The sequence below is a fragment of the Streptomyces sp. NPDC002076 genome, assembly GCF_053593835.1.
Map to the genome: position 1 here is coordinate 112,337 of NZ_JBSFDI010000004.1, position 25,775 is coordinate 138,111.

The 25,775-nt window shown below is 71.9% G+C and carries 20 protein-coding genes; 12 read left to right on the plus strand and 8 right to left on the minus strand.

Annotated elements, in window-relative coordinates; genetic code table 11:
• Nucleotides 1–111 precede the first annotated feature (111 nt).
• Both metF and ACWCQS_RS10215 read left to right on the plus strand, forming a co-directional pair.
• Nucleotides 112–1,035, plus strand: a complete 924-nt coding sequence (gene metF / locus ACWCQS_RS10210; protein ID WP_451004017.1) for a methylenetetrahydrofolate reductase [NAD(P)H] — start codon at nucleotides 112–114, stop codon at nucleotides 1,033–1,035.
• Between the two features lie 56 nt (nucleotides 1,036–1,091).
• Nucleotides 1,092–2,033, plus strand: a complete 942-nt coding sequence (locus ACWCQS_RS10215) for an SCO2102 family sporulation regulator (protein ID WP_451004018.1) — start codon at nucleotides 1,092–1,094, stop codon at nucleotides 2,031–2,033.
• 34 nt (nucleotides 2,034–2,067) lie between these two features.
• Here ACWCQS_RS10215 and ACWCQS_RS10220 read toward each other — a convergent pair whose 3' ends face one another.
• The 4 genes from ACWCQS_RS10220 to ACWCQS_RS10235 all read right to left on the minus strand — a co-directional run bounded on the left by ACWCQS_RS10220 (nucleotide 2,068) and on the right by ACWCQS_RS10235 (nucleotide 7,515).
• On the minus strand, nucleotides 2,068–3,579 hold the full coding sequence (locus ACWCQS_RS10220; protein WP_451004019.1) for a phytoene desaturase family protein: 1,512 nt from the start codon (nucleotides 3,577–3,579) through the stop codon (nucleotides 2,068–2,070).
• 372 nt (nucleotides 3,580–3,951) lie between these two features.
• Complete coding sequence (locus ACWCQS_RS10225; protein WP_451004020.1) at nucleotides 3,952–4,581, minus strand: TetR/AcrR family transcriptional regulator; 630 nt, start codon at nucleotides 4,579–4,581, stop codon at nucleotides 3,952–3,954.
• A 47-nt stretch (nucleotides 4,582–4,628) separates the two neighbouring features.
• Nucleotides 4,629–6,713, minus strand: a complete 2,085-nt coding sequence (locus ACWCQS_RS10230; RefSeq protein ID WP_451004021.1) for a YhgE/Pip family protein — start codon at nucleotides 6,711–6,713, stop codon at nucleotides 4,629–4,631.
• A complete protein-coding gene (locus tag ACWCQS_RS10235) occupies nucleotides 6,700–7,515 on the minus strand; it encodes an ATP-binding cassette domain-containing protein (protein WP_451004022.1) in 816 nt (271 codons plus the stop codon). The genes ACWCQS_RS10230 and ACWCQS_RS10235 overlap by 14 nt, the downstream gene beginning before the upstream one ends.
• A gap of 166 nt (nucleotides 7,516–7,681) precedes the next feature.
• Between ACWCQS_RS10235 and ACWCQS_RS10240 the strand changes: the two genes are divergently transcribed.
• The 3 genes from ACWCQS_RS10240 (at nucleotide 7,682) to ACWCQS_RS10250 (ending at nucleotide 9,800) form a co-directional block, all read left to right on the plus strand.
• Nucleotides 7,682–8,245, plus strand: a complete 564-nt coding sequence (locus tag ACWCQS_RS10240) for an SAV_6107 family HEPN domain-containing protein (protein ID WP_388621469.1) — start codon at nucleotides 7,682–7,684, stop codon at nucleotides 8,243–8,245.
• Between the two features lie 123 nt (nucleotides 8,246–8,368).
• Nucleotides 8,369–9,139 carry a methyltransferase gene (locus ACWCQS_RS10245; RefSeq protein ID WP_451004023.1) on the plus strand — a complete coding sequence of 257 codons (771 nt, stop codon included), beginning with the start codon at nucleotides 8,369–8,371 and terminating at the stop codon, nucleotides 9,137–9,139.
• Nucleotides 9,140–9,416: 277 nt separating this feature from the next.
• A complete protein-coding gene (locus tag ACWCQS_RS10250) occupies nucleotides 9,417–9,800 on the plus strand; it encodes a DUF3040 domain-containing protein (RefSeq protein ID WP_451004024.1) in 384 nt (127 codons plus the stop codon).
• A 90-nt stretch (nucleotides 9,801–9,890) separates the two neighbouring features.
• On the opposite strand, the gene ACWCQS_RS10255 is transcribed toward ACWCQS_RS10250, so the two are convergent.
• From ACWCQS_RS10255 to ACWCQS_RS10270, 4 genes are all read right to left on the minus strand, one after another.
• Nucleotides 9,891–12,278 (minus strand): transglutaminase TgpA family protein, encoded by a 2,388-nt coding sequence (locus tag ACWCQS_RS10255; protein ID WP_451004025.1) that lies wholly within the window; start codon nucleotides 12,276–12,278, stop codon nucleotides 9,891–9,893.
• Entirely contained in the window at nucleotides 12,275–13,636 is a 1,362-nt protein-coding gene (locus tag ACWCQS_RS10260; RefSeq protein ID WP_451004026.1) for a DUF58 domain-containing protein, read from the minus strand. Before ACWCQS_RS10260 ends, ACWCQS_RS10255 begins: the two co-directional genes overlap by 4 nt.
• Nucleotides 13,636–14,676 carry an AAA family ATPase gene (locus ACWCQS_RS10265; protein WP_450980688.1) on the minus strand — a complete coding sequence of 347 codons (1,041 nt, stop codon included), beginning with the start codon at nucleotides 14,674–14,676 and terminating at the stop codon, nucleotides 13,636–13,638. Before ACWCQS_RS10265 ends, ACWCQS_RS10260 begins: the two co-directional genes overlap by 1 nt.
• Before the next feature lie 253 nt (nucleotides 14,677–14,929).
• The gene (locus ACWCQS_RS10270; RefSeq protein WP_388621458.1) at nucleotides 14,930–15,478 is read right to left on the minus strand and encodes a beta-class carbonic anhydrase; all 549 of its coding nucleotides are present in this window, start codon (nucleotides 15,476–15,478) and stop codon (nucleotides 14,930–14,932) included.
• 420 nt (nucleotides 15,479–15,898) lie between these two features.
• Here ACWCQS_RS10270 and rsmH point away from each other — a divergent pair, with 420 nt between their 5' ends.
• The 7 genes from rsmH (at nucleotide 15,899) to murD (ending at nucleotide 25,734) form a co-directional block, all read left to right on the plus strand.
• A complete protein-coding gene (gene rsmH / locus ACWCQS_RS10275) occupies nucleotides 15,899–16,855 on the plus strand; it encodes a 16S rRNA (cytosine(1402)-N(4))-methyltransferase RsmH (protein ID WP_388621456.1) in 957 nt (318 codons plus the stop codon).
• A 693-nt stretch (nucleotides 16,856–17,548) separates the two neighbouring features.
• Nucleotides 17,549–18,148 carry a septum formation initiator family protein gene (locus tag ACWCQS_RS10280; protein WP_451004027.1) on the plus strand — a complete coding sequence of 200 codons (600 nt, stop codon included), beginning with the start codon at nucleotides 17,549–17,551 and terminating at the stop codon, nucleotides 18,146–18,148.
• Nucleotides 18,149–18,153: 5 nt separating this feature from the next.
• A complete protein-coding gene (locus tag ACWCQS_RS10285; protein WP_451004028.1) occupies nucleotides 18,154–20,118 on the plus strand; it encodes a peptidoglycan D,D-transpeptidase FtsI family protein in 1,965 nt (654 codons plus the stop codon).
• 166 nt (nucleotides 20,119–20,284) lie between these two features.
• On the plus strand, nucleotides 20,285–21,805 hold the full coding sequence (locus ACWCQS_RS10290) for a UDP-N-acetylmuramoyl-L-alanyl-D-glutamate--2,6-diaminopimelate ligase (RefSeq protein WP_451004029.1): 1,521 nt from the start codon (nucleotides 20,285–20,287) through the stop codon (nucleotides 21,803–21,805).
• A gap of 28 nt (nucleotides 21,806–21,833) precedes the next feature.
• Nucleotides 21,834–23,240: a UDP-N-acetylmuramoyl-tripeptide--D-alanyl-D-alanine ligase gene (locus tag ACWCQS_RS10295; RefSeq protein ID WP_451004030.1), complete on the plus strand. Its 1,407-nt coding sequence runs from the start codon at nucleotides 21,834–21,836 to the stop codon at nucleotides 23,238–23,240.
• A complete protein-coding gene (mraY, locus tag ACWCQS_RS10300; RefSeq protein ID WP_450980683.1) occupies nucleotides 23,237–24,310 on the plus strand; it encodes a phospho-N-acetylmuramoyl-pentapeptide-transferase in 1,074 nt (357 codons plus the stop codon). Before ACWCQS_RS10295 ends, mraY begins: the two co-directional genes overlap by 4 nt.
• Nucleotides 24,292–25,734: a UDP-N-acetylmuramoyl-L-alanine--D-glutamate ligase gene (gene murD / locus ACWCQS_RS10305; RefSeq protein ID WP_451004031.1), complete on the plus strand. Its 1,443-nt coding sequence runs from the start codon at nucleotides 24,292–24,294 to the stop codon at nucleotides 25,732–25,734. Before mraY ends, murD begins: the two co-directional genes overlap by 19 nt.
• Nucleotides 25,735–25,775 lie beyond the last annotated feature (41 nt).

The window sequence follows — 25,775 nt, forward strand, 5'->3', positions numbered from 1 at the left end:
CGCCGGCTCCTCTGTCCAGGTTCTGTCCAAGGGGTGGACAGGAAGGCGACATTTCGGGCAAATCTCCGTGCTCCGGTTGGGGGACCGCTCGCCCCTGGCTAACCTGCCGGTATGGCCCTCGGAACCCCCTCCACCAGGACTGATCGCGCACGCACCGTGCGCGACATGCTCGCCTCCGGCAAGGCGACGTACTCGTTCGAGTTCTACGCGCCGAAGACCCCCCAGGGCGAGCGGAACCTGTGGAACGCGCTCAGAAGGGTCGAGGCCGTCGCCCCCGACTTCGTCTCCGTCACCTACGGCGCCGGCGGTACCACCCGCACGACCACGGTCCGGGAGACGCAGCAGATCGTCGTGGACACGACGCTCACGCCCGTCGCCCACCTCACCGCGGTCGACCACTCGATCGCCGAACTGCGGAACATCATCGGCCAGTATGCGGACGCCGGGATCCGCAACATGCTCGCCGTGCGGGGCGACCCGCCCGGCGACCCGATGGGCGAGTGGGTGCCGCACCCCCGGGGACTGACGTACGCGGCCGAACTCGTCCGGCTCATCAAGGAGTCGGGCGACTTCTGTGTGGGAGTCGCCGCCTTCCCGGAGATGCACCCCCGTTCCGCGGACTGGGACACCGACGTCGCCCACTTCGTGGACAAGTGCCGTGCGGGTGCGGACTACGCCATCACACAGATGTTCTTCCACCCGGAGTCGTATCTGCGGCTGCGCGACCGCGTGGTGGCCGCGGGCTGCGAGACCCCCATCATTCCCGAGATCCTGCCGGTCACCAGCGTGAAGATGCTGCAACGGGTGCCCAAGCTCAGCACCGCCCTGTTCCCGGACGCCCTGAAAGAGCGGATCCTCACAGCGCAGGACGATCCGGCGGCGGTACGCTCCATCGGTATCGACTTCGCCACGGAATTCTGCGCTCGGCTGCTCGCCGAGGGAGTGCCCGGACTGCACTTCATCACGCTGAACAACTCCACGGCGACCCTGGAAATCTACGAGAACCTGGGCCTGCACCACCCCCCGCAGGCCTAGACCGGCCGCACCGTGATACGACACACTGCGTAGCGGTTACTGGGAGAGGGGCGTACATGGGCTGGACGGTCCTCTACATCGCGTTCGGCATCGTCGCACTGTGGTTGCTGGGCGAGGTGCTGCTGCAGTACAAGGCGCGCCTGCGCTGGCGGCTGCTCGCGTTCGCCGGCTTCCTCGGCGTCGTGTTCGGCGTGCTGATGCCGTCCGTGATCGTGATCGGCATCGGTGCCATCGCCTTCGCGGTCGGCCAGACCTATGTCACGTTGTCGTTCCGCCGCGGCTTCGCCGCCGGCTGGGCGGTCAAGCGCCCCGAGCCCGGGGCCGAGGCCGAAGGCGGCAGCAAGCGCCGCCGCGGCAGGGCCGACCGGCACGACCCGCTGGACGGCCCCGACCAGGAGCAGTACCTCGGCCCGGAGGACGGCCGGGACGCCGACGAGGCCGGCTACGGCCAGGGGTACGGCGACTACGACGACCACGACCGCGACGACGTCTTCGCCCCGGCCGGGGCGCAGGCCACCGAGCGCACCGCGGCCGAGAGCACCGCCGTCTACGAACCCCAGCCGCTGCCCGAGGACACCGGCTCCTACGGCGTCTACGGCGACACCGCCTACGCGGGCGCCGCCCAGCCCCAGGCCACCGAGCAGCAGAACTACGCCTACGACTACTCCGGCTACGGCCAGCAGGGGTACGGCTACGACACCAGCGGCCAGCAGGGCTACGCCAACTACTCCGACCCGTACATCGGCAGCCAGTCCTACGGCGGCGCCTCGTACGACACCGGCTACTCCGGGCAGTACGACCAGCAGGGCTACGCCCAGGCCCCGTACGGCGGCGGCTACGGCGAGACCCCGGCGGGCGGGGTGTGGGTGCCGCAGCAGCGCACCGACGAGACCTACGGCGGCGAGCTCCCGCAGGAGCAGCCGTACCCGTACGAGAACCAGGGGCACGGGTATGCCCAGCAGCCCGGTGCCGGGTACGACGAGCAGTACCGTTTCTGAGGCCGTTCCGCTTCCGAGGCCCGGCCACCCCGGCTCACTGGGAGCCGCGGAACTCCGGGCCCTCCACGATCAGCCCTGCCACCAGCGCGCCCGACATGCCCGCGTGCGGCAGGCCGCCGCCGGGGTGTGACCAGCCGCCGACCCGGTACAGACCGGGCAGCCGCGTGGTGTTCGACGGGTGCAGGAAACGCCCCTGGCCGGCGGCCAGTGCGGGGGCCGGCACCGCGCCGAGGAAGGCGCCCGTCTCGTCGTCGGTGTGGTCGGGTGTGCGCACCTCCTGCCACAGGACCCGGTCCCGCAGGCCCGGTATCACGGCCTCGGCGGCTTCGAGGAGATGCTCCCTGTACTGGCGGACCGTGCCCTCCTCGTCCCAGTCGGCGGCGCTCGGCACCACCGCGGACAGCACCACGGACTCGTGACCGTCGTCCGGTCTGAGCGCGGGGTCGTCCGGGCGCAGCACGGTCACCGTGGGCGCCGGCGGCTGATCCCCGTCCGCCGCGGCCAGGAAGTCCAGCTCGGACTCCGGGTCCGGCGCATGGACGACCGTGCGATGTGCGGCACCGGCCTCGCCCCCGCCGCGCAGGGCCAGCAGCACGGCGAACCGCCCCGGACAGGTCGTGAACGGATCGGCCCGCACATCCCCGGACTCGTCCAGCGGACGGTCCGTCAGCGCCTTCAGCCACGCCGGGTCCACGTCGGCCACTACATGATCCGCCTCGGCCACCGTGCCGTCTCTCAATTCCACGCCCGCGGCCCGGCCGTCCTTGACCAGGATGCGCAGGACCTCCGCGTCGAAGGCGAACTCCACCCGCCGCTTCACACACCGCTCGTACACCGCGCGCGCCAACTCCCGGATGCCGCCGCGCACATACCAGGTGCCGAAGGCGTGCTCCATGTAGGGCAGGACGGCCGCGCTCGCCGGAGTGGTCCGCGGATCGAGGCCGTGGGCGAGCACGGAACTCGCCAGCAGGGCCGCGAGGCGCTCGTCGCGCAGCTCCCAGGTGCCGATCTCGGAGAGCGTGCCGGCCCGCCGCGTGCGCAGCAGCCGCTTGTGCGGGACGGCCGGATACGGCTCCTGGTCGGCCAGCACCCGCCAGTTGGGCCACAGCGGCTCCTCCAGCAGCGGCCTGCGGGTGCGGTCCCAGGCCTCCCGGGCCCGCACCAGGAACTCGCCCCAGCGCTCGCCCGCGCCCCCGCCCAGCGCCTCGTCCAGTGCCGCGACCACGCCCGCGCGCGAGGCGTTCGGCAGCGACACCCCGGTGCCGTCCGCGAAGAGGTGCCGTGCGGACGGATCGACCTGGACCAGGTCGACGCAGTCCTCCAGGGGCTCCTTGCCGGTCTTGACGAACAGATCGCGGTACACAGCGGGCAGCGTCAGCAGGCCCGGGCCGGTGTCGAAGCCGAACCCGTCCCGCTCGAAGCGGCGCACCGCACCGCCATACGTGTCCGTGCGCTCGTACACCACCACCCGGTGGCCCGCGACGGCCAGCCGGGCGGCGGCCGCCATCGCGCCCATCCCGGCGCCGATCACCGCAATCCGTGCCATGCCTGCGACTTTATCGACCGCCACTGACAATCCGGCCCGCGGGAGGCCGGGGCGCTCGCCGGGCACGGCCCGCAAGCGTGGGCACGCGTGCGCAGGCCTGAGTATCCGTACTCAGGTCGCGAGATGAGTACGCGCGCGGATGTGCCGCGACCTGTGCGGACGGGAGAGTGGAGACACGGCAAGGGGGCGCGGCCCGGCACCGCCGACACGGGGCGGCGGAACGGCGCCTGCCACCCTGCCGCTCCTTCCGCCGATCCGTCGGCGGAAGCGAGCCGGGGGACCCGGGGACGACCGCCCACGGGGGACCACAGGGGGAGTACGGGGGAACGGGAGGCGCCGGTCCGGCAGCGGACCGGCGCCTTCCTCATGTGCTCAGCCCTTTCCGCTCACGCGTCCCTGGAGGAGCCGGGACAGGGCCGCGTGGACGTCGTCCAGGGACCGCTCCGGCTGGAAGGACTTCCAGTCCAGCGCGGCCACCAGGACCATGCCGACCAGCGCGGCCGCCGTCAGCTGTACGTCGATCTCGTCGCTGAACTCGCCGGCCGCCACGCCCTCGCGCAAGACCTTCTCCACCACCGCGACGGCCTGCTGCCGGACCACCATCAGCGTGGACTGCCAGGCCCGGTTGGTGCGCCACAGCTCGGCCACGTACAACTGGGTGAAGGCCGGATAGCGGTCGATGAAGGCCAGGCCCGCGCGGATCATCGCGTCCAGCGCGTCCACCTTGCTGCCGCCCGCCCGCGCGGTCTGCTCGGCCGCCTCCTGCAGAGAGGCGGTGAGCAGGCCCACCCCGTGCCGCAGCAGCTCCTCGAAGAGGACCGACTTGCTCGCGAAGTTGTAGTAGACCGTGCCCTTCGCGACCCCGGCCCGCTCCGCGATCTCGTCCACCGTGGTCGCGGAGAAGCCCTGCTCGGCGATGAGCGTGACGGCCGCCTCGTAGAGCTTCTGCCGGGTGGCCTCGCGGCGCGTGCTGCCGCCGGACCTGGCGCTGCTGCTTTCCATGGCCCTGATTCTCACAGGTACGCGCGCGTGCGGGGCCTCGCCCCGGTTCACAGGCTCAGTTCCGGGTGCAGCCGGTCGAGCGTCCACACCTGGCGGCGCCGGGCCGCGAGGGCGGTCAGCGCGAGCGCGCCCGCGGTGAAGACGGCCAGCACTCCGCACGCCTGCCAGACCGGGCCCAGCCCGCCGCCGGTGATCAGCCGGCGCAGCGCCTCCACGATGTAGCTCATCGGCAGGAACGGGTGGATCGCGGTGAAGAAGCCCGGGCTGGTCTGCACGGGGTAGGTGCCGCCCGCCGAGGTCAGCTGGAGCATCAGCAGCGCGAGCACCAGGATCCGGCCGGCCGCGCCGAAGCGGGCGTTCAGCCACTGCACGATCGCCGCGAAGCAGGCCGTGACCAGGCACAGGAAGCCGATCGTGCCGGCCGCGCGGAGCATCTGCAGACCGATCGCCCAGTGCAGTACGGCCATCAGCGCGGCCACCTGGAGCACACCCACGGCGACCACCGGCAGCCAGCCCGCGAGCGCGATCCGCCAGGCCGGCGAACCGGCCGCCAGGGCACGCCGGTTGAGCGGCGCGATCAGCATGTAGGCGACCATCGCGCCCACCCACAGGGACAGCGGGATGAAGTACGGGGCGAATCCGGTGCCGTAGTTCGGCGCCTTGTGCAGGTCATGGGAGGCCAGCTGGACCGGGTCGGCCATCACACTGGTGCGCCGGTCGCGGTCCTTCTTGTCGTAGTCCGGGATCTTCCTGGCGCCGTCGTGCAGTCCGCCGGCGAGCTTCCCGGAGCCGTCGGAGAGCTTGTAGAGGCCGCCGTTCAGGGTCTGGGCGCCCGACGCGGCCGTGCCGATGCCCTGGTCCAGCGTGGTCGCGCCGGCCTGTGCGGTCCCGAGCCCGGCGTGCAGCTTCTCGGCGCCGTCGGCGACCTTCTGAGCGCCGGCGTTCAGCTTGTCGATCTTCCGGACGGCGTCGTCGACGTCCTCGTACAGGTGCGGTGCCCGCTCCTCGAGGGCCGCCGCCTGCTTCTGGAGGGTGCCGAGGTTGTCCCGCATCGTCTTCAGGTCGCCGTCCTGGTCCGCGATCAGCGTGTTGAGGTCGTCGGCGACGGTGGCCACCTCGGCGGCGGCCGTCCTGGCGCGCTTCAGCTGGGGGCAGTACGGATCGGGAATGGCCGCGGTCTCGCAGCGCGCCCGGTAGATCTCGTCCAGGACGGCGGAGTTCGTGCGGGCGGCCTTCGCGGCGCCCGGGGCGAGCTTCACCAGGACGTCGAGATTGTCCTTGACGGTCCTGGCCGAGTCGGCGACCAGCCGGGCGGTGTCCCCGATGGTCTTCTCGTTGTCCTTGAGGTAGGGGGCGGCCTGGCCGTAGACGCCGTCGACCTTGTCGGCGAGGGCCTGGGTGCCGTCGGCGACCCGGCGGGACCCGTCCTGGAGGTCGCCTGCGCCCGTGTTCAGCTTCGTCAGGCCCTTGGCCAGTTGGCCGCTGCCGCTCTTGGCGTCCTTCAGCCCGTCGGCGAGGTCCTTGGAGCCCTTCTCCGCCTTCCCGATGCCGGAGTTCAGCCGGTCGGCGCCGTCGGCGGCCGTGACGGTCTTGTCGTGGATGCCGGAGAACGAGACGAAGATCTTGTCCAGGAAGGTGCGGGAGGCCTTGGCGGAGGCGGCCGAGCGGACCTCGTTGAAGACGGTCCGGGAGATCTGGCCGACGATGTAGTTGTTGGCGTCGTTGGTGCGCACCTGAAGGGCGCCGGTCTCGGGGGAGTTGCCCGAGCTGGAGGCGATCCGCCGGCTGAAGTCGGCCGGCATGGTCAGCGACAGGTAGTACGTGCCGTTCTCGACGCCCTCGCGGGCCGCCTCGTCGCTCACCTCGTGCCACTCGAAGGTACGGCTGTCGCGCAGCCCGTCCACGATGTCGGCACCGGCGCTGATCCTCTTCCCGCCCGCGGTGGCGCCCTTGTCGTCGTTCACCAGGGCCACCGGGATGCGGTCGAGGCGGCCGTACGGGTCCCAGAAGGACCACAGGTACAGGGCGCCGTAGAGCAGCGGCAGCACGAGCAGCGCGACCAGGGCGGCACGCGGCAGCCGACCACGCCCGAAGCGCCTGAGTTCCAGCACGGCGAGCCTAGGCGAGCGCATCGACGTCCTCCTTCGGGTCGCTCTTCTCGGCGCTCTCGCCGTCGGTCTCGTCTCCCGTGCCGGACTCGGCTCCGGCGTTCTTCGCGTCGCCCGTGCCGGCCGTCTCGCCGGTGTCCTGCGGCCCCGTCGGTACGACGACGCAGTCGCCGGGGGCCGTGCGGCAGACGACCGCCACCGTCGTCCCCGCGCGCGTGAGCGAGCGCAGCAGCTCCCACAGTTCGCCGCGCTCGGCGTCCGAGAGCTTGGTGTCGAGGTCGTCGACGCCGAGCAGCCCCGGCCGGCCGAGCAGCGCCAGGGCGATGGACAGGCGCAGCTCCTGCGGCCGTTCCAGGTCGCGCACGGCCGTCCGGGAGCCCTTGGGCAGCGCTTCCAGGTCGAGTCCGGCGGCGGCCAGGGCCGCGTCGACGCGCAGCCGTGCCTCGTGCACGCGCTGGGTGCGAGGGCGCAGCAGTTCGCGCAGGGCGTCGCCGAAGCGGCTCTGCAGCAGGGCCCGTTCGCGCAGGTGCTCGCCGACGGTCAGGGCCGGCTCCAGGTCGGTCACCCCGGCCACGTTGGCCACCGCGCTGACCCGGCGCAGCCGGGCCATGTGCCGGGGGAGCCGGAACCCGCCGACGGTGGCCGTGCCCTCGGTGGGCTTCATCCGGCCCGTGAGCGCGAGCAGCAGACAGGTGCGCCCGGAGCCGGACGGTCCCTCGATCGCGATCAGTGAGCCGGGCTCCGCGTCGAGGGTGACGCCCCGGAAGGCCCACCCCCGCGGCCCCTTGAGCCCGAGGCCCTCCGCCTTGACGTGCACGCCGTCCACAAGCCCCCCTGCGGCTTCGTGATTTTTGAACTGACTGGTCAGTGCAAAAATACGCCCGAACCTACGATCGAAGCAAAACCCCAGGTCAGAACGGATTGTCAGTGCCATACCGCACGATGGGCACATACGGCACCCGTGCCGTCACCCAGACGACAGGAGGTTCGTCATGGCCAACCCGTCCGCAGCCGCCGCTCGCCGGCGCCGCGCCACCGGCCCTGCCCCCTCACTGACCGGCCCGGCGAGCGACGTGCACCCCGTGCTCCGCCGGGCCACGGCCCCGCCCGCCGCCCTCGACCTGCTCGCCCAGGCCCGGGCCGCACTGGACGAGGCCACCGTCCTGGAAACGCCGAACGAGCGCTATGCGACGGCCCACCTCGCCGCCCTGCGCACCGCCGCCGCCGTGCTCGCCGCCCGCGGCCGCCCCGAGACCTCCCCGCGCCGCCGCGCCCGGATCCGCAGCGCCTGGGAGGTACTGCCCGAGATCGCCCCCGAACTGACCGAGTGGAGCGCGCTGTTCGCCTCCGGCGCCGCCCGCCGGGCCCGTGCCGAGGCCGGCATCCAGGGCGCCGCGAGCCGCCGCGACGCCGACGACCTGATACGGGACGTGGCGATGTTCCTGCGCATCGTCGAGCGGATGCTCGTCCTCCAGCCGGTCCTGCCCCAACCCCGCCAGGATCCCGGGGAACCGGACGGCCCGAGCGCGCGCGGTGAGCTTCCGGACGCGGGCTGACCACGGGAAGTCCGGCGTTCGAGACGCGTCCGGCCGTATCCGTCCGCGGTGACCGGCAGGGCGGCGCAGGCAATAGGGTGGAGTCGCCTGAAGCGATCCAGCCCTGCCGAGGAGTCAACTGCCGTGTCGGACCCGATGCGCCCCCGCGCCTCCCTGCGTACCGCCGTGGTCTGGGAGGTCCTCCAGGACGCCCTCGACCGCCGGGTCAAGGCCACGGGACGGGAGTCACTGGACGTCCTCGACACCGGAGGCGGCAGCGGCAACTTCGCCGTGCCCGTGGCCCGGCTCGGCCACCGCGTCACCGTCGTCGACCCCAGCCCGAACGCGCTGTTCGCGCTGGAGCGCCGGGCTGCCGAGGCCGGCGTCGCCGAGCGGGTCCGCGGCGTCCAGGGCGATGCGCACGGCCTGTTCGACGTGGTCGAGCGCGGCGGTTACGACACCGTGCTGTGCCATGGCGTGCTGGAGTACGTGGACGACCCGGCCGAGGGCATCCGCAACGCCGTCGCCGCGCTGCGCTCCGAGGGCGTGCTCAGCCTGCTCGCCGCCGGCCTCGGCGGCGCCGTGCTCGCCCGCGCCCTCGCCGGCCACTTCACGGAGGCCCGGCAGGCGCTGCAGGACCCCGAGGGTCGCTGGGGTGCCGGCGACCCGATGCCGCGCCGGTTCACCGCCGAGCAGCTCACCGCGCTGGTCGAGGGCGCGGGCCTGACCGTCGGGGCCGTGCACGGCGTGCGGGTCTTCGCCGACCTGGTCCCCGGCGTGCTCGTGGACACCGAGCCCGGCGCCCTGGACGCGCTCCTGAAGCTGGAGGCCGCCGCGGCCGAGCTGCCCGCGTTCCACTCCGTCGCGACCCAGCTGCACGTACTCGGTGAGACGCCGGGTGCCGCCGAGGGCTGAGCGGACTGCCGTGACCCGCCGCTGATCAGGGCCTTGGCAGCGGATGGAGTACGCCACAAGACCCCCGATCGAGGGGTTTGCGCCGTATGATCGAGGTACACCGCCCGGCATGACGGGTCGGCCGCCGGGGAATGGAAGCCTCAGCGAGCCGGGACGGCCATGACGGATTCCGGTTGGCCAATTGGCGTAGAGGGGCGGGTTTCACGGGGGCGATTCCCTGCCTATCCTGAAGGGACCCCCCGGGTCGCCCCGGCGACTGCACGATGAGGAGGACTCCGTGCCGCTCTCGGAGCACGAGCAGCGCATGCTCGAGCAAATGGAGCGAGCGCTGTACGCCGAAGATCCCAAGTTCGCGTCGGCGCTTGAGGGAAGCGGGCTGCGTACGTACACCCGGCGGCGGGTCTACCAGGCGGTCGCAGGCTTCCTCGTGGGTATCGCGCTCCTCATGGCCGGAATGGTCGCGCAGCTGATCTGGGTCAGCGTGGTGGGTTTCCTCGTCATGCTGGGCTGTGCCGTGCTCGCCGTCACCGGCTGGCGCAAGGCTCCCAAGCCGGGCGAGCAGCCCGCGGGTGCCGCTCGTCGCCAGGTGCGGCCGAGGCGCTCCATGATGGATCGCATCGAAGAGCGCTGGCAGCGCCGCCGGGACGAACACGGCCATTAGCCGGCCGACGGTTTTCCCGGAGTTCCCCGGACACCGACAGACACCATGTGAGGGGCGACCACCAGCGGTGGTCGCCCCTCACACATGCTCTCAGCCCTGCTGCTGGGACGGCCGGCGCAGCCGGCCGGGCCGGGCCCCCGCCACCCGCGCCCTGAGCGCCGACCAGCGGGCCGACACCGCCCACAGCACCCGCACCGAGGAGCGGGGCAGGAACAGCGCCCGCAGCCGGGTGCCGGTGCTCGCCGTGCCGCGCAGCCCCTCGATCACCCGGCGCACATCCGCCGCGGTACCCTCCGCCGGGCGCGGCCGGGGCGCGTACAGCACCTGCTCCACCGCGTCCGCGACCCGGTGCACCGCCCCACCGGTCGCCTGGTCCAGCCGCCCGAGCTCGACGATCCGGGCGGCCGCCCGGCGCGGGGTCAGCGACTCGTCCGGCGCGATGCCGTGATCCCAGGCGCTGTCCGTCAACTCCTGCCAGGCCGCCAAGGCGTGCGCGGCCGCGCCCTGCTCGGTCCGGGCGTGCCCGCCGAGCCGCACCGAGCGCACCCGCGTCCGCCACAGCAGCGGCGACAGCGGAATCGCCAGGACCACCAGCGCGGCCAGGCCGATCAGGGCATACCGCCACGGGCCCGGGCCACCGCCGCCGCTGTGCGGGGCCGCCGCGGCGGACCCGGTGTCGCAGCCCTGCAGCCTGACCGCATCGTGCGCACAGCTCTGGCTCGGCGAGGCCGCCGCCGAGGGCGCCGTGGAGGACTGGTGCGACGGCAGGGTCTGGTCCGGCAGCGAGCTGCCGGGCGTGTCCGACTGGGTGTACGACGGCGTGGTGCCGCGGGTCGGGGTCGGCTCGAAGCGGGTCCAGCCCACACCCTCGAAGTACAGCTCGGGCCAGGCGTGTGCGTCCTTCTGGTTCACCGCCACCGTGCCGTCGGGCTGCGGGGTACCGGGCGCGAAGCCCACCGCGACCCGGGCCGGGATGCCGAGGGTGCGGGCCATCGCCGCCATCGCGAAGGAGAAGTGGACGCAGAAGCCCTGCTTCTTCTTCAGGAAGGTCGCGATGGCGTCGGGGCCGCGGCCGACCTCGACCTGGGTGTCGTACTGGAAGCCGCCCGTCACGGCGAAGTAGTCCTGGAGTTTGACGGCCTCCTCGTAGTGGCTGTGCGCGCCCGCGGTGATCTCCTTGGCGGTCCTGGCCACGACCTTCGGCACCGAGGACGGCACCTTCGTGTACTCGCGCTTCAGGGCCGCCGGCGGCTCCGGCGCGGTGGACAGCTGCTCCGCGGTCGGCTGCACGTCCAGGCTGGTGACCTGGTAGGTCTCGCCACGCGTGGTCTGGTCGTGGTCGCCGACCAGGGTCATGCCGACCGGCTCGTAGCGCCAGCGGCCGCCGATCCGCACACCGCTCGGCGGGTACGGCATCGGCAGCCAGTCCTGGGCGTACCAGTCCGACGCCGAGACCGTCGTCGTCACCGTGCCGCGCTTGACGTCCGCGTCGAGGCCGATGGGCGTCGGGAACTTGTCCGGTACGCCGACGATGTGCCGCTGGGCCGGCTTCCAGGTGGTGCCGTCGAAGTCGTCCAGGGACACTATCCGCAGATACAGGTCCGAGATGTCGTTCGTGCTGGTCTTCAGGGACAGCACCTGGCGGTCGTTGTTCGTGTTCAGGCTGTCGCGCAGTGACACCAGCGGATTGACCGCGGAGATCGTGCCGCCGTCGCCGTTGCCCACTCCCACGCCCGTGCGGGCGGCGTCCAGCAGGCCTCCCTGCATCGCGGGCAGGGCGAGCGGCACCACCAGGGCCGCACCGAGCGCGACCGCGCCGATCCGGCGTCCGGTCCGCACCGGGGCCATCGCGCCGTCCTCCGGGGAGCCCTGCGTACGGGGAGCGCCGCCGAAGACCCGGCCCCACTGCGCCAGCCGGTCCCTGCCCTCCGCGAGCAGCAGCATCAGATAGCCGGCCGCCGCCACCAGGAACCACAGCCAGTCGGCGCCGCCGTCGGACAGCCCGGCGGCCACCGAGTACAGCGCGAGCAGCGGCAGCCCGGCCGGGGCCGCGCTGCGGAAGGTCACCGCGAGCGTGTCCACCAGCAGGCCGATCAGCAGCACGCCGCCGATCAGCATCAGCTTGATGCCGTCGGTCAGCGGCGCCGGTATCGCGTACTCGCTGACGTCGGTCGAGCCCTGCTGGAGCAGGTCGGCGAAGTGCCGGAAGGCGTCCGGGCCGGGGATCAGCCCGATGACCGCGTACTCCCGCGCGAAGACCAGAGTCAGCAGCACCAGGGTGACCAGCGCCTGCGCCAGCACGGTCAGCGGCCGGGCCAGCGGCACCCGGCGGGCCGCCGCGCCCACCCCGGTCTGCACGGCCACCAGCGGGACCAGCTGGAGCAGCCAGGTCGGCTCGGCCACCAGGGGCAGCAGCGCGCAGGAGGCCATCAGCGTGGCCGCGGCCGCGCACAGCGCCAGTCGAGCCCGGCCGCTCATCGCGTCGCCTCTCCGCCCACCGCGGCCAGGCCCGAGCGCTCCCGGTCCGCCTGCTGCCACAGCCCGTTCAGTGCCGCGCCGCGGGGCACGCTCAGCGCCGTCCAGCCCGCCTCGCGCAGCATCCGCAGCCGCTCGGCGTGCCGGTCGCCGGGCCGCGACACATCGGTCGCCTGCCGCACCCAGGTGTCCGGATCCAGCACGAAGGCGACGGCGCCGCCGCTGCGCCGGCTCATCTTCGCGACCGTCGTGGCCTGCTCCTCGTCCAGGTCGCCGAGGAAGGCGATCAGCAGCCCCTCGTTGCCGCCGCGCAGCACGTCGTACGCCCGCGAGAGGCCCGTGCCGTCGGAGTGGTCGATCACCGCGAGGGTGTCCATCATCAGTCCGGCCGCCTCCGCGGTCTCCTGGCCGGCGCCCGCGAACCCGTCGGCGCCCTCGCCGGGCACCACACTGCCGCTGTCGGTCAGCAGCCGTACCGAGAAGCCGCGTTCGAGCATGTGCACCAGCACCGAGGCGGCGCCGGAGACGGCCCACTCGAAGGCCGAGTCGGGGCCCGCGCCCTCGTAGGCACCGCCCCGGGTGTCCAGCAGGACCGTGCAGCGCGAGCGCCGGGGCTGCTCCTCGCGCCGCACCATCAACTCGCCGTAGCGCGCGGTGGATCGCCAGTGCACCCGGCGCAGATCGTCGCCGTAGCGGTAGCCGCGCGGGATCACGTCGTCCTCGCCGGCCAGGGCCAGCGAGCGCTGCCGCCCGTCGCCGTACCCCTTGGCCTCGCCGCTGAAGCGGACCGGGGCGAGCGGCTCCACGCGCGGGATGACCGTGAGGGTGTCGAACGTCGAGAAGGAACGGGTGAGTTCGCACATTCCGAAGGGGTCCGTGAGCCGCAGCTGCAGCGGGCCCAGCGGATAGCGGCCGCGCAGGTCGGAGCGGACCCGGTAGGACACCTCGCGGCGGCCGCCCGGCTCCACCCGGTCCAGCACGAACCTCGGGCGCGGCCCGAGGACGTACGGCACCCGGTCCTGGAGCATCAGCAGGCCGGTGGGCAGCCGGGAGACGTTGTCCATCCGCAGGTGTACCCGGGCCTCGCTGCCGGCCGGCACGCGCGCGGGGGAGAGCCGACGGGTGCCGGCCACCCGGTAGCGCGTGCGGTACACCACGGTCGCGCAGGTCAGGGGCAGTGCGGCCAGCAGCAGGCCGACCCGCAGCAGATCGCTCTGGCCGAGGACGTACGCGCAGATCGCGGCCGCGATACCGGCCGCCAGGAAGGAACGGCCGCGGGTGGTCAGCCCCGCCAGGGCCGTACGGACGCCGCCGGACTCGCCGCGGTCGGCCTCCGCCTGCCCCGTCCCCCCGGCACTCATCACAGACTCCGCGGGGGCTGCTGGGGATACGCCGGAACGCCACGGCCGAGTCCGCCGAAGTCGCCCTGCTGCCCCGGCGCGGCGGGCACCGGGGTGTGCTGCAGGATCTCCTGCACGACCTGCTCGGCGGTACGGCGGTTCAGCTGGGCCTGGGCGGTGGGCAGCAGACGGTGCGCGAGGACGGCGACGGCGAGTGCCTGGACGTCGTCCGGAAGCGCGAACTCCCGGCCGGCGAGGGCCGCGGACGCCTTGGCCGCCCGCAGCAGATGCAGCGTCGCGCGCGGGGAGGCGCCGAGTCTGAGGTCGGGGTGGGTGCGGGTGGCGGCGACCAGTTCCACCGCGTACCGCCGGACCGGCTCGGCGACATGCACCCCGCGCACGGCCTCGATCAGCTTCACGATCTCGTGCGCGTGCGCCACCGGCTGCAGGTCCGCCAGCGGGCTCACCCCGCCGTGGATGTCCAGCATCTGCAACTCGGCCTCCACGCTCGGGTAGCCGACGGAGACGCGGGCCATGAAACGGTCGCGCTGGGCCTCGGGCAGCGGGTAGGTGCCCTCCATCTCGACCGGGTTCTGCGTGGCCACCACCATGAAGGGGCTGGGCAGTTCGTACGTCTGCCCGTCGATGGTGACCTGGCGCTCCTCCATGGACTCCAGCAGCGCCGACTGAGTCTTGGGCGAGGCGCGGTTGATCTCGTCACCGATCACGATCTGCGCGAAGATGGCGCCCGGCTTGAACTCGAAGTCCCGGCGCTGCTGGTCCCAGATGGACACACCGGTGATGTCCGAGGGCAGCAGGTCGGGCGTGAACTGGATGCGCCGCACCGAGCAGTCGATGGACCGCGCCAGCGCCTTGGCCAGCATCGTCTTGCCCACTCCGGGGACGTCCTCGATCAGCAGGTGGCCCTCGGCGAGCAGCACGGTCAGCGCGAGCCGTACGACCTCGGGCTTGCCCTCGATCACGCCCTCCACCGAACCGCGTACCCGCTCCACCGTGGCGGTCAGATCTGTGAGGCTCGCTCGATCGTCATAGGTCGTCACCCGGCCCTCCTCGGCCCGTTCTTTCCGGGCCGACGCTACGTGCGAAACCGGCCCACCCCGAAACACGGACACCACGCGGGAAAAGTTCCGCGCGACGCCACTCCCCGCATTCTTGCCGCCGTTACCGATTCGTGTCACTCGCCTGTGGACAACTGCCCGCACGATGTCGGTCTTACGACTTTTTCGACCACATCTTCGATACGGCGATACGGCGATGGCGGGATGCTTCCGGGGCGGCCGGCCGGTCCGCCGGTCAGGCCGGGTCGACCTCGCGCAGCAGACCGGTGCGCACGTCGAACACGAAACCGCGCACGTCGTCGGTGTGCAGCAGGAACGGCGAGGTGCGCACGCGCTGCATGGACTGGCGTACGTCCTGGTCGACGTCCCGGAAGGCCTCCACCGCCCAGGCCGGCCGCTGGCCGACCTCCATCTCCAGGTCGTGCCGGAAGTCCTCGGTGATGGTCTCCATGCCGCATCCGGTGTGGTGGATGAGCACGACGCTGCGGGTGCCGAGCGCCCGCTGGCTGATGGTCAGGGACCGGATCACGTCGTCGGTGACGACACCGCCCGCGTTGCGGATGGTGTGACAGTCGCCGAGCTGCAGGCCGAGCGCGGCGTGCAGGTCGAGACGCGCGTCCATACAGGCCACGACCGCGACCTTGAGCACGGGACGGGCGTCCATCCCGGGGTCGGTGAACTCGGCGGCGTACGTCTGGTTGGACTCGACAAGGCGGTCGGTCACGGTGCCAGCGTCGGTTATGGCGCCTTCGGATCCAGTGGGCACTGCTGCGGAAGTCGTCATACCCATGACGTTACTGGTCACCCCCGGTCCCGTCCTCCTGTGAGAGCGGGACAAAAAACGTCATCGCGGCTTGTTGTGAGCTACCCCACAGGGAGGGCAAACCTCCTCCGGACGGATGAATCCCGTCGAATTGTGGCTCCCGCCGCGATGCGGTAGGCGACGCGCAGGCCGGTTGATTGACCGCGAGACAGGGTGGACTAAAGTGACGCGAAGCGGGAGGCGTGGCTCTCCCTGCTGGTAAAACCCCCGGAGACCCCGGCTCACCCCGGACCGTCTCCCCACGTGCGCGGCGCGTACGTACGGCTCGGCCTCCTCCCGCTCCCGGTCCGGCTGACGCTTCCGGCGCCGGCAGGCCTCCCCTACACGAGCTGGCGGGGACCCGGCGGTGCGTGCGGGCCCGCCGGAAGATGAGAGGCCCCCTTGAGCCAGAGTCGACACGTCCCGGTGATGCTCCAGCGGTGCCTGGACCTGCTGGCGCCCGCCCTGGAGCGCCCGGGAGCGGTGGTCGTCGACTGCACCCTCGGCCTCGGCGGCCACAGCGAGGCGCTGCTGACCCGGTTCCCGGAGGCGCGACTGATCGGCCTCGACCGGGACAAGGAGGCGCTGCGCCTGTCGGGCGAGCGGCTGGCGCCCTACGGCGAGCGCGCCACCCTGGTGCATGCCGTCTACGACGAGCTGCCCGACGTACTGCACAAGCTCCGCATCGCGCGCGTGCAGGGCGTTCTGTTCGACCTCGGGGTCTCCTCCATGCAGCTGGACGAGGCCGACCGCGGCTTCGCCTACGCGCAGGACGCGCCGCTGGACATGCGGATGGACCAGACGACCGGCATCAGCGCCGCCGAGGTCCTGAACACCTACCCGGCGGGCGAACTGGTACGGATCCTGCGCGCGTACGGCGAGGAGAAGCAGGCCAAGCGGATCGTGGCCGCGATCGTGCGCGAGCGCGAGAAGGAGCCGTTCAGCAACAGCGCGCGGCTGGTCGAGCTGATCCGTGACGCTCTGCCGCAGGCCGCCAAGCGCACCGGCGGCAATCCAGCCAAGCGCACCTTCCAGGCGCTGCGCATCGAGGTCAACGGTGAACTGTCCGTCCTGGAGCGGGCGATCCCGGCGGCGGTGAAGGCCCTGGACGTCGGCGGCCGCATCGCCGTCCTCTCGTACCACTCGCTGGAGGACCGCCTGGTCAAGCAGGTCTTCGCGGCCGGCGCGGCCTCCACCGCGCCGCCCGGGCTGCCGGTGGTGCCCGAGCGCTACCAGCCGCGGCTCAAGCTGCTCACCCGGGGTGCCGAACTTCCCACCGAGGAAGAGGTCGCCGAGAACCGCCGGGCCGCACCGGCCAGGCTGCGCGGCGCCGAACGCATCAGGGAGGACGCCGAGTGACCGAGACGGGTCGGTTGGATTCCCGAACCCACTGGGGGACTCACGGGGATTGCCGGTCTCACCAGGGGCGTCAGGGACATTCCCGAACTCGCCAGGGAGGTCGTGTGGCCTCCCGCAGGTACCGGGCGGCCCGCATGCTTCGCCGAGCCCCCCAGGACAGCCGCGAGGATCTCCGGCCGCACCGGGGGACCGACGAGGGATCCCGCACTCGCGGGGGTTCCCTGGCTCGCCCGGAGCGCCAAGCCGAGTCCGGAACGCACCGGCCTCGCCGTGCGGTTCTCGGGACTCGCCGGGAGTGCCGCGAGGGTCCCAGGTCTCGCCTGGAGTGCCGAGTGGACTTCGGAGCGCGCCGGGCTCGCCGTGCGGACCTCGGGACTCGCGGGGAGTGCCGCGAGGGTTCCCGGACTCGCCTGGAGTGCCGAGTGGACCTCGGGACTTGCCGGGAGCGCCGTGGGGGTTCGCGTACTCGCCTGGAGTGCTGCCGTGGGGACGCCGGAACATGCTGGGATCGCCGTGCGGATCTCGGGACTCGCCGGGAGTGCTTCGGGGGTTCCCGGAGCCACCGGGAGCGCCGCGGGGACTCCGGGACTTGCCCGGGGCGCCGCGTGGAGCGCCGTAGTCATGCGGAGTGCCGCGCGGGTTTCCGGGGCGAGCGGCTGAGCTGCGAGGAGCCCCTGACCGACCGGGGGAGCCGTGAGTAGGAAACCGCAGTTGAAGGGGCGGGCCGCGCGGCTTGTGCGGCTCTTTCCGGCCGGCCGGGCCCGGGCCGCCCGCACCCCGTTCGTCCTGCTCGTCGTCCTGCTCCTCGGCGGCGGTCTCATCGGACTGCTGGTGCTCAACTCCGCGCTCAGCGAAGGCTCGTTCAAGCTCGCCGACCTGCAGAAGCGGACGAAGAACCTGACCGACGAGGAACAGGCCCTCCAGCGGGACATCGACGCCTACTCCTCTCCCGACGCCCTCCAGCGCCGCGCCCGCCAACTCGGCATGGTCCCCGGCGGCGACCCGGCCTTCCTCGGCTCCGACGGCAGGATCAAGGGCGTCCCGAGCGCCGCCACCCCCGAGTCCGCCGACTTCACCGACCCGGTCGCCCCCGAGGCCCTGACCCCGGCTCCGGCCCCGCCCACGACCTCGGGCACACCCACCACGCCGGCCTCGGTCACGCCCTCCGCCACCGCATCGTCACCGGCACAGGGACAGCCCCGGTCGGCCGCTGTCGCCTCCGCCCGCGCGGGGGCCGTTCCCCCGCACCCGTCCACCCCCCAGCCCATTCCCACCCCGACCCCCGGCAGGTGACGGAAGTGTCCGACAGGGAACCGCCGCGCCGTCGTGTGCCCGGGCCGGCCAAGCCGCCGCGGCCGAGGAGTGCCGTACAGCGGCAGCCCGCGCCCGGTGCGCGTCCGGTGCGGCGGCCGAGCGGCGCTCGGCCGCCGTATCAGCGCCCACTCCGGCTCGGCAGCCCGCGACCCCGGCTGCGCCTGGTCAGCCTCACGCTGACCCTGGTCCTGATCGCCTTCGTCGTACGGCTGCTCCAGGTGCAGGCCGTCGACGCCAGTGCGTACGCCGCGCGGGCCGAGCAGAACCGGTATGTCGTGCACACGCTGGCCGCCGAGCGCGGCGGGATCACCGACCGCAACGGCGTGGCCCTCGCCATCAGCGAGGACGCGTACGACATCACGGCCGATCCGACGATGTTCAGCAGCAAGCAGCTGAAGGTCGACGACGGCCCGGAGCAGGCCGCCGCGCTGCTCTCGCCGATCCTCGGGCAGAGCCAGGGCGACATCGTGAAGAAGCTCCGGCCGAAGAACAAGGACTCCCGGTACGCCCGGCTCGCCACCAGGCAGACCCCGCAGGTCTGGAAGCAGATCAAGGACCTGAAGGCCGCGCTCGCCAAGAAGGCGGAGACGGACAAGACCACCGTCAACGTGCTCGCCGGCGTCTTCGCCGACCCGAGCAGCCAGCGGGTGTACCCCAACGGCGACCTCGCCGCCGGGATACTGGGCTGGGTCAACGCCGACGGACAGGGCGGCGGCGGCATCGAGCAGGAGCTGAACAAGCAGCTGTCCGGGAAGGACGGCAAGATCCGCTATGCCCAGTCCGGAGGGCGTGAGGTGCCCACGGCGGGATCGACGGAGACGCCCGCCGTGCCCGGTTCCGACGTCGAGCTGACCATCGACCGCGACATCCAGTGGGCCGCGCAGAACGCCATCACCCAACAGGTGAAGAAGTCCAAGGCCGACCGCGGTTATGTCGTCGTCCAGGACACCCGCACCGGGCAGATCCTGGCCCTGGCCAACTCGCCAGGTTTTGACCCCAACGACCTGTCGAAGGCCGACGGCGCGGCCCTGGGCAACGCGGCCGTCCAGGACGCCTACGAGCCCGGCTCCACCGCCAAGGTGATGTCCATGGCGGCCGTGCTGGAGGAGAACGCGGCCACTCCGTTCACCCACGTCGTCGTACCGAACCGGCTGCATCGTGGCGACCGGCTCTTCTCCGACGACGTCGACCACGCCACCTGGAACCTCACGCTGAACGGCGTCCTCGCCAAGTCCAGCAACATCGGCACCATCCTGGCCACCGGCCAGCTCGGCAGGACGCAGCCCGAGGCCAACAAGGTCCTCTACTCCTACCTGCGCAAGTTCGGCATCGGCCGCTACACCGGACTCGGCTTCCCGGGCGAGACCCCGGGCATCCTCGCGCCGTACCAGAAGTGGTCCACCTCGCAGCAGTACACGATTCCTTTCGGCCAGGGCTTCTCCATCAACGCCGTCCAGGCCGCCTCGGTCTACTCGACCATCGCCAACGGCGGGGTCCGGATCGAGCCGACCCTGGTGCGCGGCAGCAAGGGCGCCGACGGCCGTTTCACCCCCGCGCCCAAGCCCAAGCAGACCCGCGTGGTCAGCGAGAAGACGGCCCGGGCCGTGGCCATGATGCTGGAGTCCGTCGTGGACGACGAGCAGGGCACCGGCGTCAAGGCCCGCATCCCCGGATACAACGTGGCGGGCAAGACCGGCACGGCCAACCGTGTGGATCCGGCCACCGGCAAGTACCACGGGTACACCTCGTCGTTCGCCGGCTTCGCACCCGCGGACAACCCCCGCATCACCGTCTACTGCGCCATCCAGAACGCCACCTCCGGCAGCTACTTCGGCGGCCAGATCTGTGGCCCCATCTACAAGCAGGTGATGGAGTTCGCCCTGAAGACCCTCCAGGTCCCGCCGACCGGGGCGCCGGCCGCGAACCTGCCCGTCGACTACAAGCCCTGATCAGCACACCGGAACACCAGGAAACGAACTCGTGACAACGATCACCCCGGAACCCGGGAACCAGGCGGCCGAGAACCCCTCGCTTCGCTCCGGAGCGGGTACGCCCGGTACGCTCACCGCCGTGCCACACGCTGATCAGTCCCAAACCACCCAGAAGGGCCAACCCGTGACATATCCGGGACTGCCCCGGCCGACGCTGCTCCCCGCCACACCCCTCGCGGAGCTCGCCGACCAGCTGGGTGTCACCGCGCCGGAGGGCGCCGCCGAGATCAAGGGCATCACCCATGACTCGCGCGCCGTCCGCCCCGGCGACCTGTACGCCGCCCTCCCGGGCGCCCGGCTGCACGGCGCCGACTTCGTCACCCAGGCCGCGAGCCTGGGCGCCGTCGCCGTGCTCACCGACCCCACGGGCGCCGAGCGCGCCGCCGCGACCGGACTGCCCGTCCTGGTCGTCGACGACCCGCGCGGACGGATGGGGGAGCTGGCGGCCACGATCTACCGGCACCCGGGCCGCGATCTGCTCCAGATCGGCATCACCGGCACCTCCGGCAAGACCACCACCGCCTATCTCGTCGAAGGCGGCCTGGGCGCGTCCCGCCCCGCCGGCCTCATCGGCACGGTGGAGATCCGCATCGGCGACGAGCGCATCAAGTCGGAGCGCACCACCCCCGAAGCCACCGACCTCCAGGCCCTGTTCGCGGTCATGCGCGAAAGAGGCGCCGAGGCGGTCGCCATGGAGGTCTCCAGCCACGCCCTGGTCCTCGGCCGGGTCGACGGCTGTGTCTTCGACATCGCCGTGTTCACCAACCTCAGCCCGGAACACATGGAGTTCCACTCCGACATGGAGGACTACTTCCGGGCCAAGGCACAGCTGTTCACCCCGAAACGCAGCAAACTCGGCGTGATCAACGTGGACGACGCGTACGGCCGCCGGCTGGCCGAGGAGGCCACGGTCCCCGTCGTCACCTTCTCCGCCGAGGGCCACCCCGACGCCGACTGGCGCGCCGAGGACGTCCAGGTCGGCCCGGTGGACTCGACGTTCACCGTCGTCGGCCCGGACGGCGAGCGGATCCACGCCAAGTCGCCGATCGCCGGTCCCTTCAACGTGGCGAACACCCTCGCCGCCGTCGTCGCGCTCGCTGCCGCCGGTCTCGACCCGCAGACCGCCGCCGACGGCATCGCCGCCGTCCCGGGCGTCCCCGGCCGGCTGGAGCGCGTGGACGCCGGGCAGCCCTACCTCGCGGTCGTGGACTACGCCCACAAGACCGACGCCGTCGAGTCCGTGCTCAAGGCGCTGCGCAAGGTCACCAAGGGCCGCCTGCACGTGGTCCTCGGCTGCGGCGGCGACCGCGACCGGACCAAGCGCGCCCCGATGGGCGCCGCCGCGGCCCGGCTCGCCGACACGGCCGTACTGACCTCCGACAACCCCCGCTCCGAGGACCCCCTGGCGATCCTCGCGACCATGCTCCAGGGCGCCGCCTCCGTGCCCGCGCACGAGCGTGGCGAGGTGCTCCTGTTCGAGGAGCGGGCCGCCGCGATCGCCGCCGCCGTGGGCCGCGCCCAGGCCGGCGACACCGTGCTGGTCGCGGGCAAGGGCCATGAGCAGGGCCAGGACATCGCCGGCGTGGTCCGTCCCTTCGACGACCGCCAGGTGCTCCGCGAAGCCATCCAGAAAACCCAGGGATGAAAATCCAGAAGATCCAGGGGATGAACTTGTGATCGCCCTCTCCCTCGCCGAGATCGCAGCAGTCGTCGGCGGGCAGACGCACGACATACCGGATCCGTCCGTGGAGGTCACGGGACCGGTCGTCCGGGACTCCCGCGAGGTGGTGCCCGGCAGCCTGTTCGCCGCCTTCGTCGGCGAACGCGTGGACGGCCACGACTACGCAGCGCAGGTGATCGAGGCGGGCGCGGTCGCCGTACTGGCGTCGCGCCCGGTCGGCGTGCCCGCGATCGTCGTCGACGACGTCCAGACCGCGCTGGGCGCCCTCGCCCGGCACGTCGTACGCCGGCTCGGCGCGACCCTCGTCGCCCTGACCGGCTCGGCGGGCAAGACCAGCACCAAGGACCTGATCGCGCAGGTGCTGCAGCGCAAGGCGCCGACGGTGTTCACCCCCGGCTCGCTCAACAACGAGATCGGGCTGCCGCTGACCGCCCTGTCCGCCACCGAGGAGACGCGGTTCCTCGTGCTGGAGATGGGCGCCCGAGGCATCGGGCACATCCGCTACCTCACCGACCTCACGCCTCCCAGGATCGGCCTGGTTCTCAACGTCGGCACCGCCCACATCGGCGAGTTCGGCGGCCGCGAGCAGATCGCCCAGGCCAAGGGCGAGATCATCGAGGGCCTTCCGGAGGACGGCGCCGCGATCCTGAACGCCGACGACCCGCTGGTCCGCGCCATGGCCCCCCGTACCAAGGCGAAGGTGGTCCTTTTCGGAGAGTCGGCCGAAGCGGACGTACGCGCCGAGAACGTGCGACTCACGGACAGCGGACAGCCTTCCTTCAGGCTTCTCACACCCTCCGGTGCAAGCGATGTGACCATGCGCCTGTACGGTGAGCATCACGTGTCGAACGCGCTCGCCGCGGCCGCCGTCGCCCATGAGCTGGGCATGTCCGCGGAAGAGATCGCCACCGCGCTCTCCGAGGCGGGCTCCCTCTCCCGCTGGCGGATGGAGGTCACCGAGCGCCCGGACGGCGTGACCATCGTCAACGACGCCTACAACGCCAACCCCGAGTCCATGCGGGCCGCCCTTCGGGCGCTCGCGGCCATGGGCAAGGGGCGCCGCACGTGGGCGGTGCTCGGCAAGATGGCCGAGCTGGGGGACGAGGCGCTCGCCGAGCACGACGCCGTCGGACGGCTCGCCGTCCGGCTCAACGTCAGCAAGCTCGTCGCCGTCGGGGGGATTGAGGCCTCCTGGCTGCAACTGGGCGCATATAACGAGGGTTCGTGGGGTGAGGAGTCGGTGCACGTGTCCGACGCACAGGCGGCGATCGACCTGTTGCGCAGCGAGTTGCGCCCGGGGGACGTCGTGCTCGTGAAGGCGTCCCGTTCGGTGGGTCTGGAGAGCGTTGCCCAGGCGCTCGTCGAGACCGGTGCCGAGGGCGAGGTTGCCGCCCGATGATGAAGCAGATCCTGTTCTCAGGAGTCATTGGCCTCTTCCTGACGCTGATCGGCACCCCGCTGCTGATCAAGCTCCTCGCCCGCAAGGGCTACGGCCAGTACATCCGTGACGACGGTCCGCGCGAGCACGCCAGCAAGCGCGGTACGCCGACCATGGGCGGTATCGCCTTCATCCTGGCGACGATCGCCGCGTACTTCCTGAGCAAGCTCATCACCGGTTACCCGCCCACCTACTCGGGGATCCTGGTCCTCGGCCTGATGTTCGGCATGGGCCTGGTCGGCTTCCTCGACGACTACATCAAGATCGTCAAGCGGCGTTCGCTGGGCCTGCGGGCCAAGGCGAAGATGGCCGGCCAGCTGATCGTCGGCATCTCCTTCGCGGTGCTGTCGCTGATGTTCGCCGACGCCCGTGGCAACACCCCGGCCTCCACCAAGCTGTCGTTCATCACCGACTTCGGCTGGACGATCGGCCCGGTGCTGTTCGTCGTCTGGGCGCTGTTCATGATCCTCGCGATGTCGAACGGCGTGAACCTCACCGATGGTCTGGACGGACTGGCCACCGGCGCCTCCGTGCTCGTCTTCGGCGCCTACACGTTCATCGGCGTCTGGCAGTTCCAGGAGTCCTGCGCCAACGCGCAGACCCTGACGAACCCGGCCGCCTGCTACGAGGTGCGCGACCCGCTCGACCTCGCGGTGATCGCCTCCGCCCTGATGGGCGCCTGCCTGGGCTTCCTGTGGTGGAACACCTCGCCGGCGAAGATCTTCATGGGCGACACCGGTTCGCTCGCCCTCGGCGGTGTCCTCACCGGTCTGGCCATCCTCTCCCGCACGGAGCTGCTGCTGGCCATCATGGGCGGTCTGTTCGTCCTCATCACCATGTCGGTCGTCATCCAGGTCGGCTCCTTCCGGCTCACCGGCAGGCGCGTCTTCCGGATGGCGCCACTCCAGCACCACTTCGAACTCAAGGGCTGGTCCGAGGTCCTTGTGGTGGTCCGATTCTGGATCATCCAGGGCATCTGTGTGATTGTCGGACTGGGCCTCTTCTATGCAGGATGGGCAGCGGAAAAGTGACCTCCACCTCGGAGCTCTACGACTTCCAGGGCAAGCACGTCACCGTCGCCGGGCTCGGCGTCTCCGGCGTCCCGGCGGCGAAGGTGCTGCACGCGCGCGGGGCGGTCGTCACGGTCGTCAACGACGGCGACGACGCACGCGCGCGTGAGCAGGCCGCCGAACTGGAGGCGCTCGGCATCACCGTGCGCCTCGGCGACGGGGCGACCCTGCCGGAGGGCACCGAGCTGATCGTCACCGCGCCCGGCTGGAAGCCCGACAAGCCCCTCTTCACGGCGGCGGCCGCAGCGGGCGTGCCGGTCTGGGGCGACGTCGAGCTGGCCTGGCGCCTGCGCGGACCCGACGCTGCGCCCTGGCTGGCCGTCACGGGCACCAACGGCAAGACCACGACCGTGCAGATGCTCGCGTCCATCCTGCGGGCCGCGGGCCTGCGCACGGCCGCCGTGGGCAACATCGGCGTCTCGCTGCTGGACGTGGTGCTCGGGGACGAGGAGTACGACGTCCTCGCCGTGGAGCTGTCCAGCTACCAGCTGCACTGGGCGCCCTCGCTGCGCGCCCACTCGGCCGCCGTTCTCAACCTCGCCCCGGACCACCTCGACTGGCACGGCTCGATGGAGGCGTACGCCAAGGACAAGGGCCGTATCTACGAAGGAAATCGGGTCGCCTGCGTCTACAACGTGGCCGACAAGCTGACCGAGGAGCTGGTGCGCGAGGCCGACGTGGAGGAGGGCTGCCGGGCCGTCGGCTTCACCCTCGGCACCCCCGCCCCCTCCCAACTCGGCGTCGTGGAGGGCATCCTGGTCGACCGCGCCTTCGTCGAGAACCGGCAGAAGAACGCCCAGGAGCTGGCCGAGGTCTCCGACATCAACCCGCCGGCCCCGCACAACATCGCCAACGCCCTCGCCGCGGCGGCCCTCGCGCGTGCCTTCGGGGTGCCCGCCAAGGCCGTACGGGAGGGCCTCAAGGCCTTCCGCCCGGACGCGCACCGCATCGCGCACGTCGCCGACCTCCACGGGGTCGCGTACATCGATGACTCCAAGGCGACCAACACCCATGCCGCGGAAGCCTCGTTGGCGGCATATGAGTCGATCGTATGGATTGCGGGTGGTCTGGCGAAGGGCGCGACGTTCGACGAGCTGGTCGCCAAGTCGGCGAAGCGCCTTCGCGGTGCCGTCCTGATCGGCGCCGACCGTGAGCTGATTCGCGACGCCCTCGCGCGACACGCCCCGGAAGTACCCGTGGTCGACCTCGACCGGACCGACACTGGGGCGATGCTCCAGGCGGTGACGGAAGCGAAGCGGCTCGCGAAGCCCGGTGACACGGTGCTGCTGGCCCCGGCCTGCGCCTCCATGGACATGTTCACCAACTACAACCAGCGCGGTGACGCGTTCGCGGCGGCGGTCCGCGAACTCGGCGCGGGCGCCTGACGGCGGGTCTCGGCCACCTGGGGTGCTTCGGGACCCTTTGG

Excerpts from the sequence above, each read along its gene's own strand:
- metF (WP_451004017.1), top strand. The coding sequence starts at position 112 with ATGGCCCTCGGAACCCCCTCCACCAGGACTGATCGCGCACGCACCGTG.
- ACWCQS_RS10215 (WP_451004018.1), top strand. The coding sequence starts at position 1,092 with ATGGGCTGGACGGTCCTCTACATCGCGTTCGGCATCGTCGCACTGTGG.
- ACWCQS_RS10220 (WP_451004019.1), bottom strand. The coding sequence starts at position 3,579 with ATGGCACGGATTGCGGTGATCGGCGCCGGGATGGGCGCGATGGCGGCC.
- ACWCQS_RS10225 (WP_451004020.1), bottom strand. The coding sequence starts at position 4,581 with ATGGAAAGCAGCAGCGCCAGGTCCGGCGGCAGCACGCGCCGCGAGGCC.
- ACWCQS_RS10230 (WP_451004021.1), bottom strand. The coding sequence starts at position 6,713 with ATGCGCTCGCCTAGGCTCGCCGTGCTGGAACTCAGGCGCTTCGGGCGT.
- ACWCQS_RS10240 (WP_388621469.1), top strand. The coding sequence starts at position 7,682 with ATGGCCAACCCGTCCGCAGCCGCCGCTCGCCGGCGCCGCGCCACCGGC.
- ACWCQS_RS10255 (WP_451004025.1), bottom strand. The coding sequence starts at position 12,278 with ATGAGCGGCCGGGCTCGACTGGCGCTGTGCGCGGCCGCGGCCACGCTG.
- ACWCQS_RS10260 (WP_451004026.1), bottom strand. The coding sequence starts at position 13,636 with ATGAGTGCCGGGGGGACGGGGCAGGCGGAGGCCGACCGCGGCGAGTCC.
- ACWCQS_RS10270 (WP_388621458.1), bottom strand. The coding sequence starts at position 15,478 with ATGACGACTTCCGCAGCAGTGCCCACTGGATCCGAAGGCGCCATAACC.
- mraY (WP_450980683.1), top strand. The coding sequence starts at position 23,237 with ATGATGAAGCAGATCCTGTTCTCAGGAGTCATTGGCCTCTTCCTGACG.
- murD (WP_451004031.1), top strand. The coding sequence starts at position 24,292 with ATGGGCAGCGGAAAAGTGACCTCCACCTCGGAGCTCTACGACTTCCAG.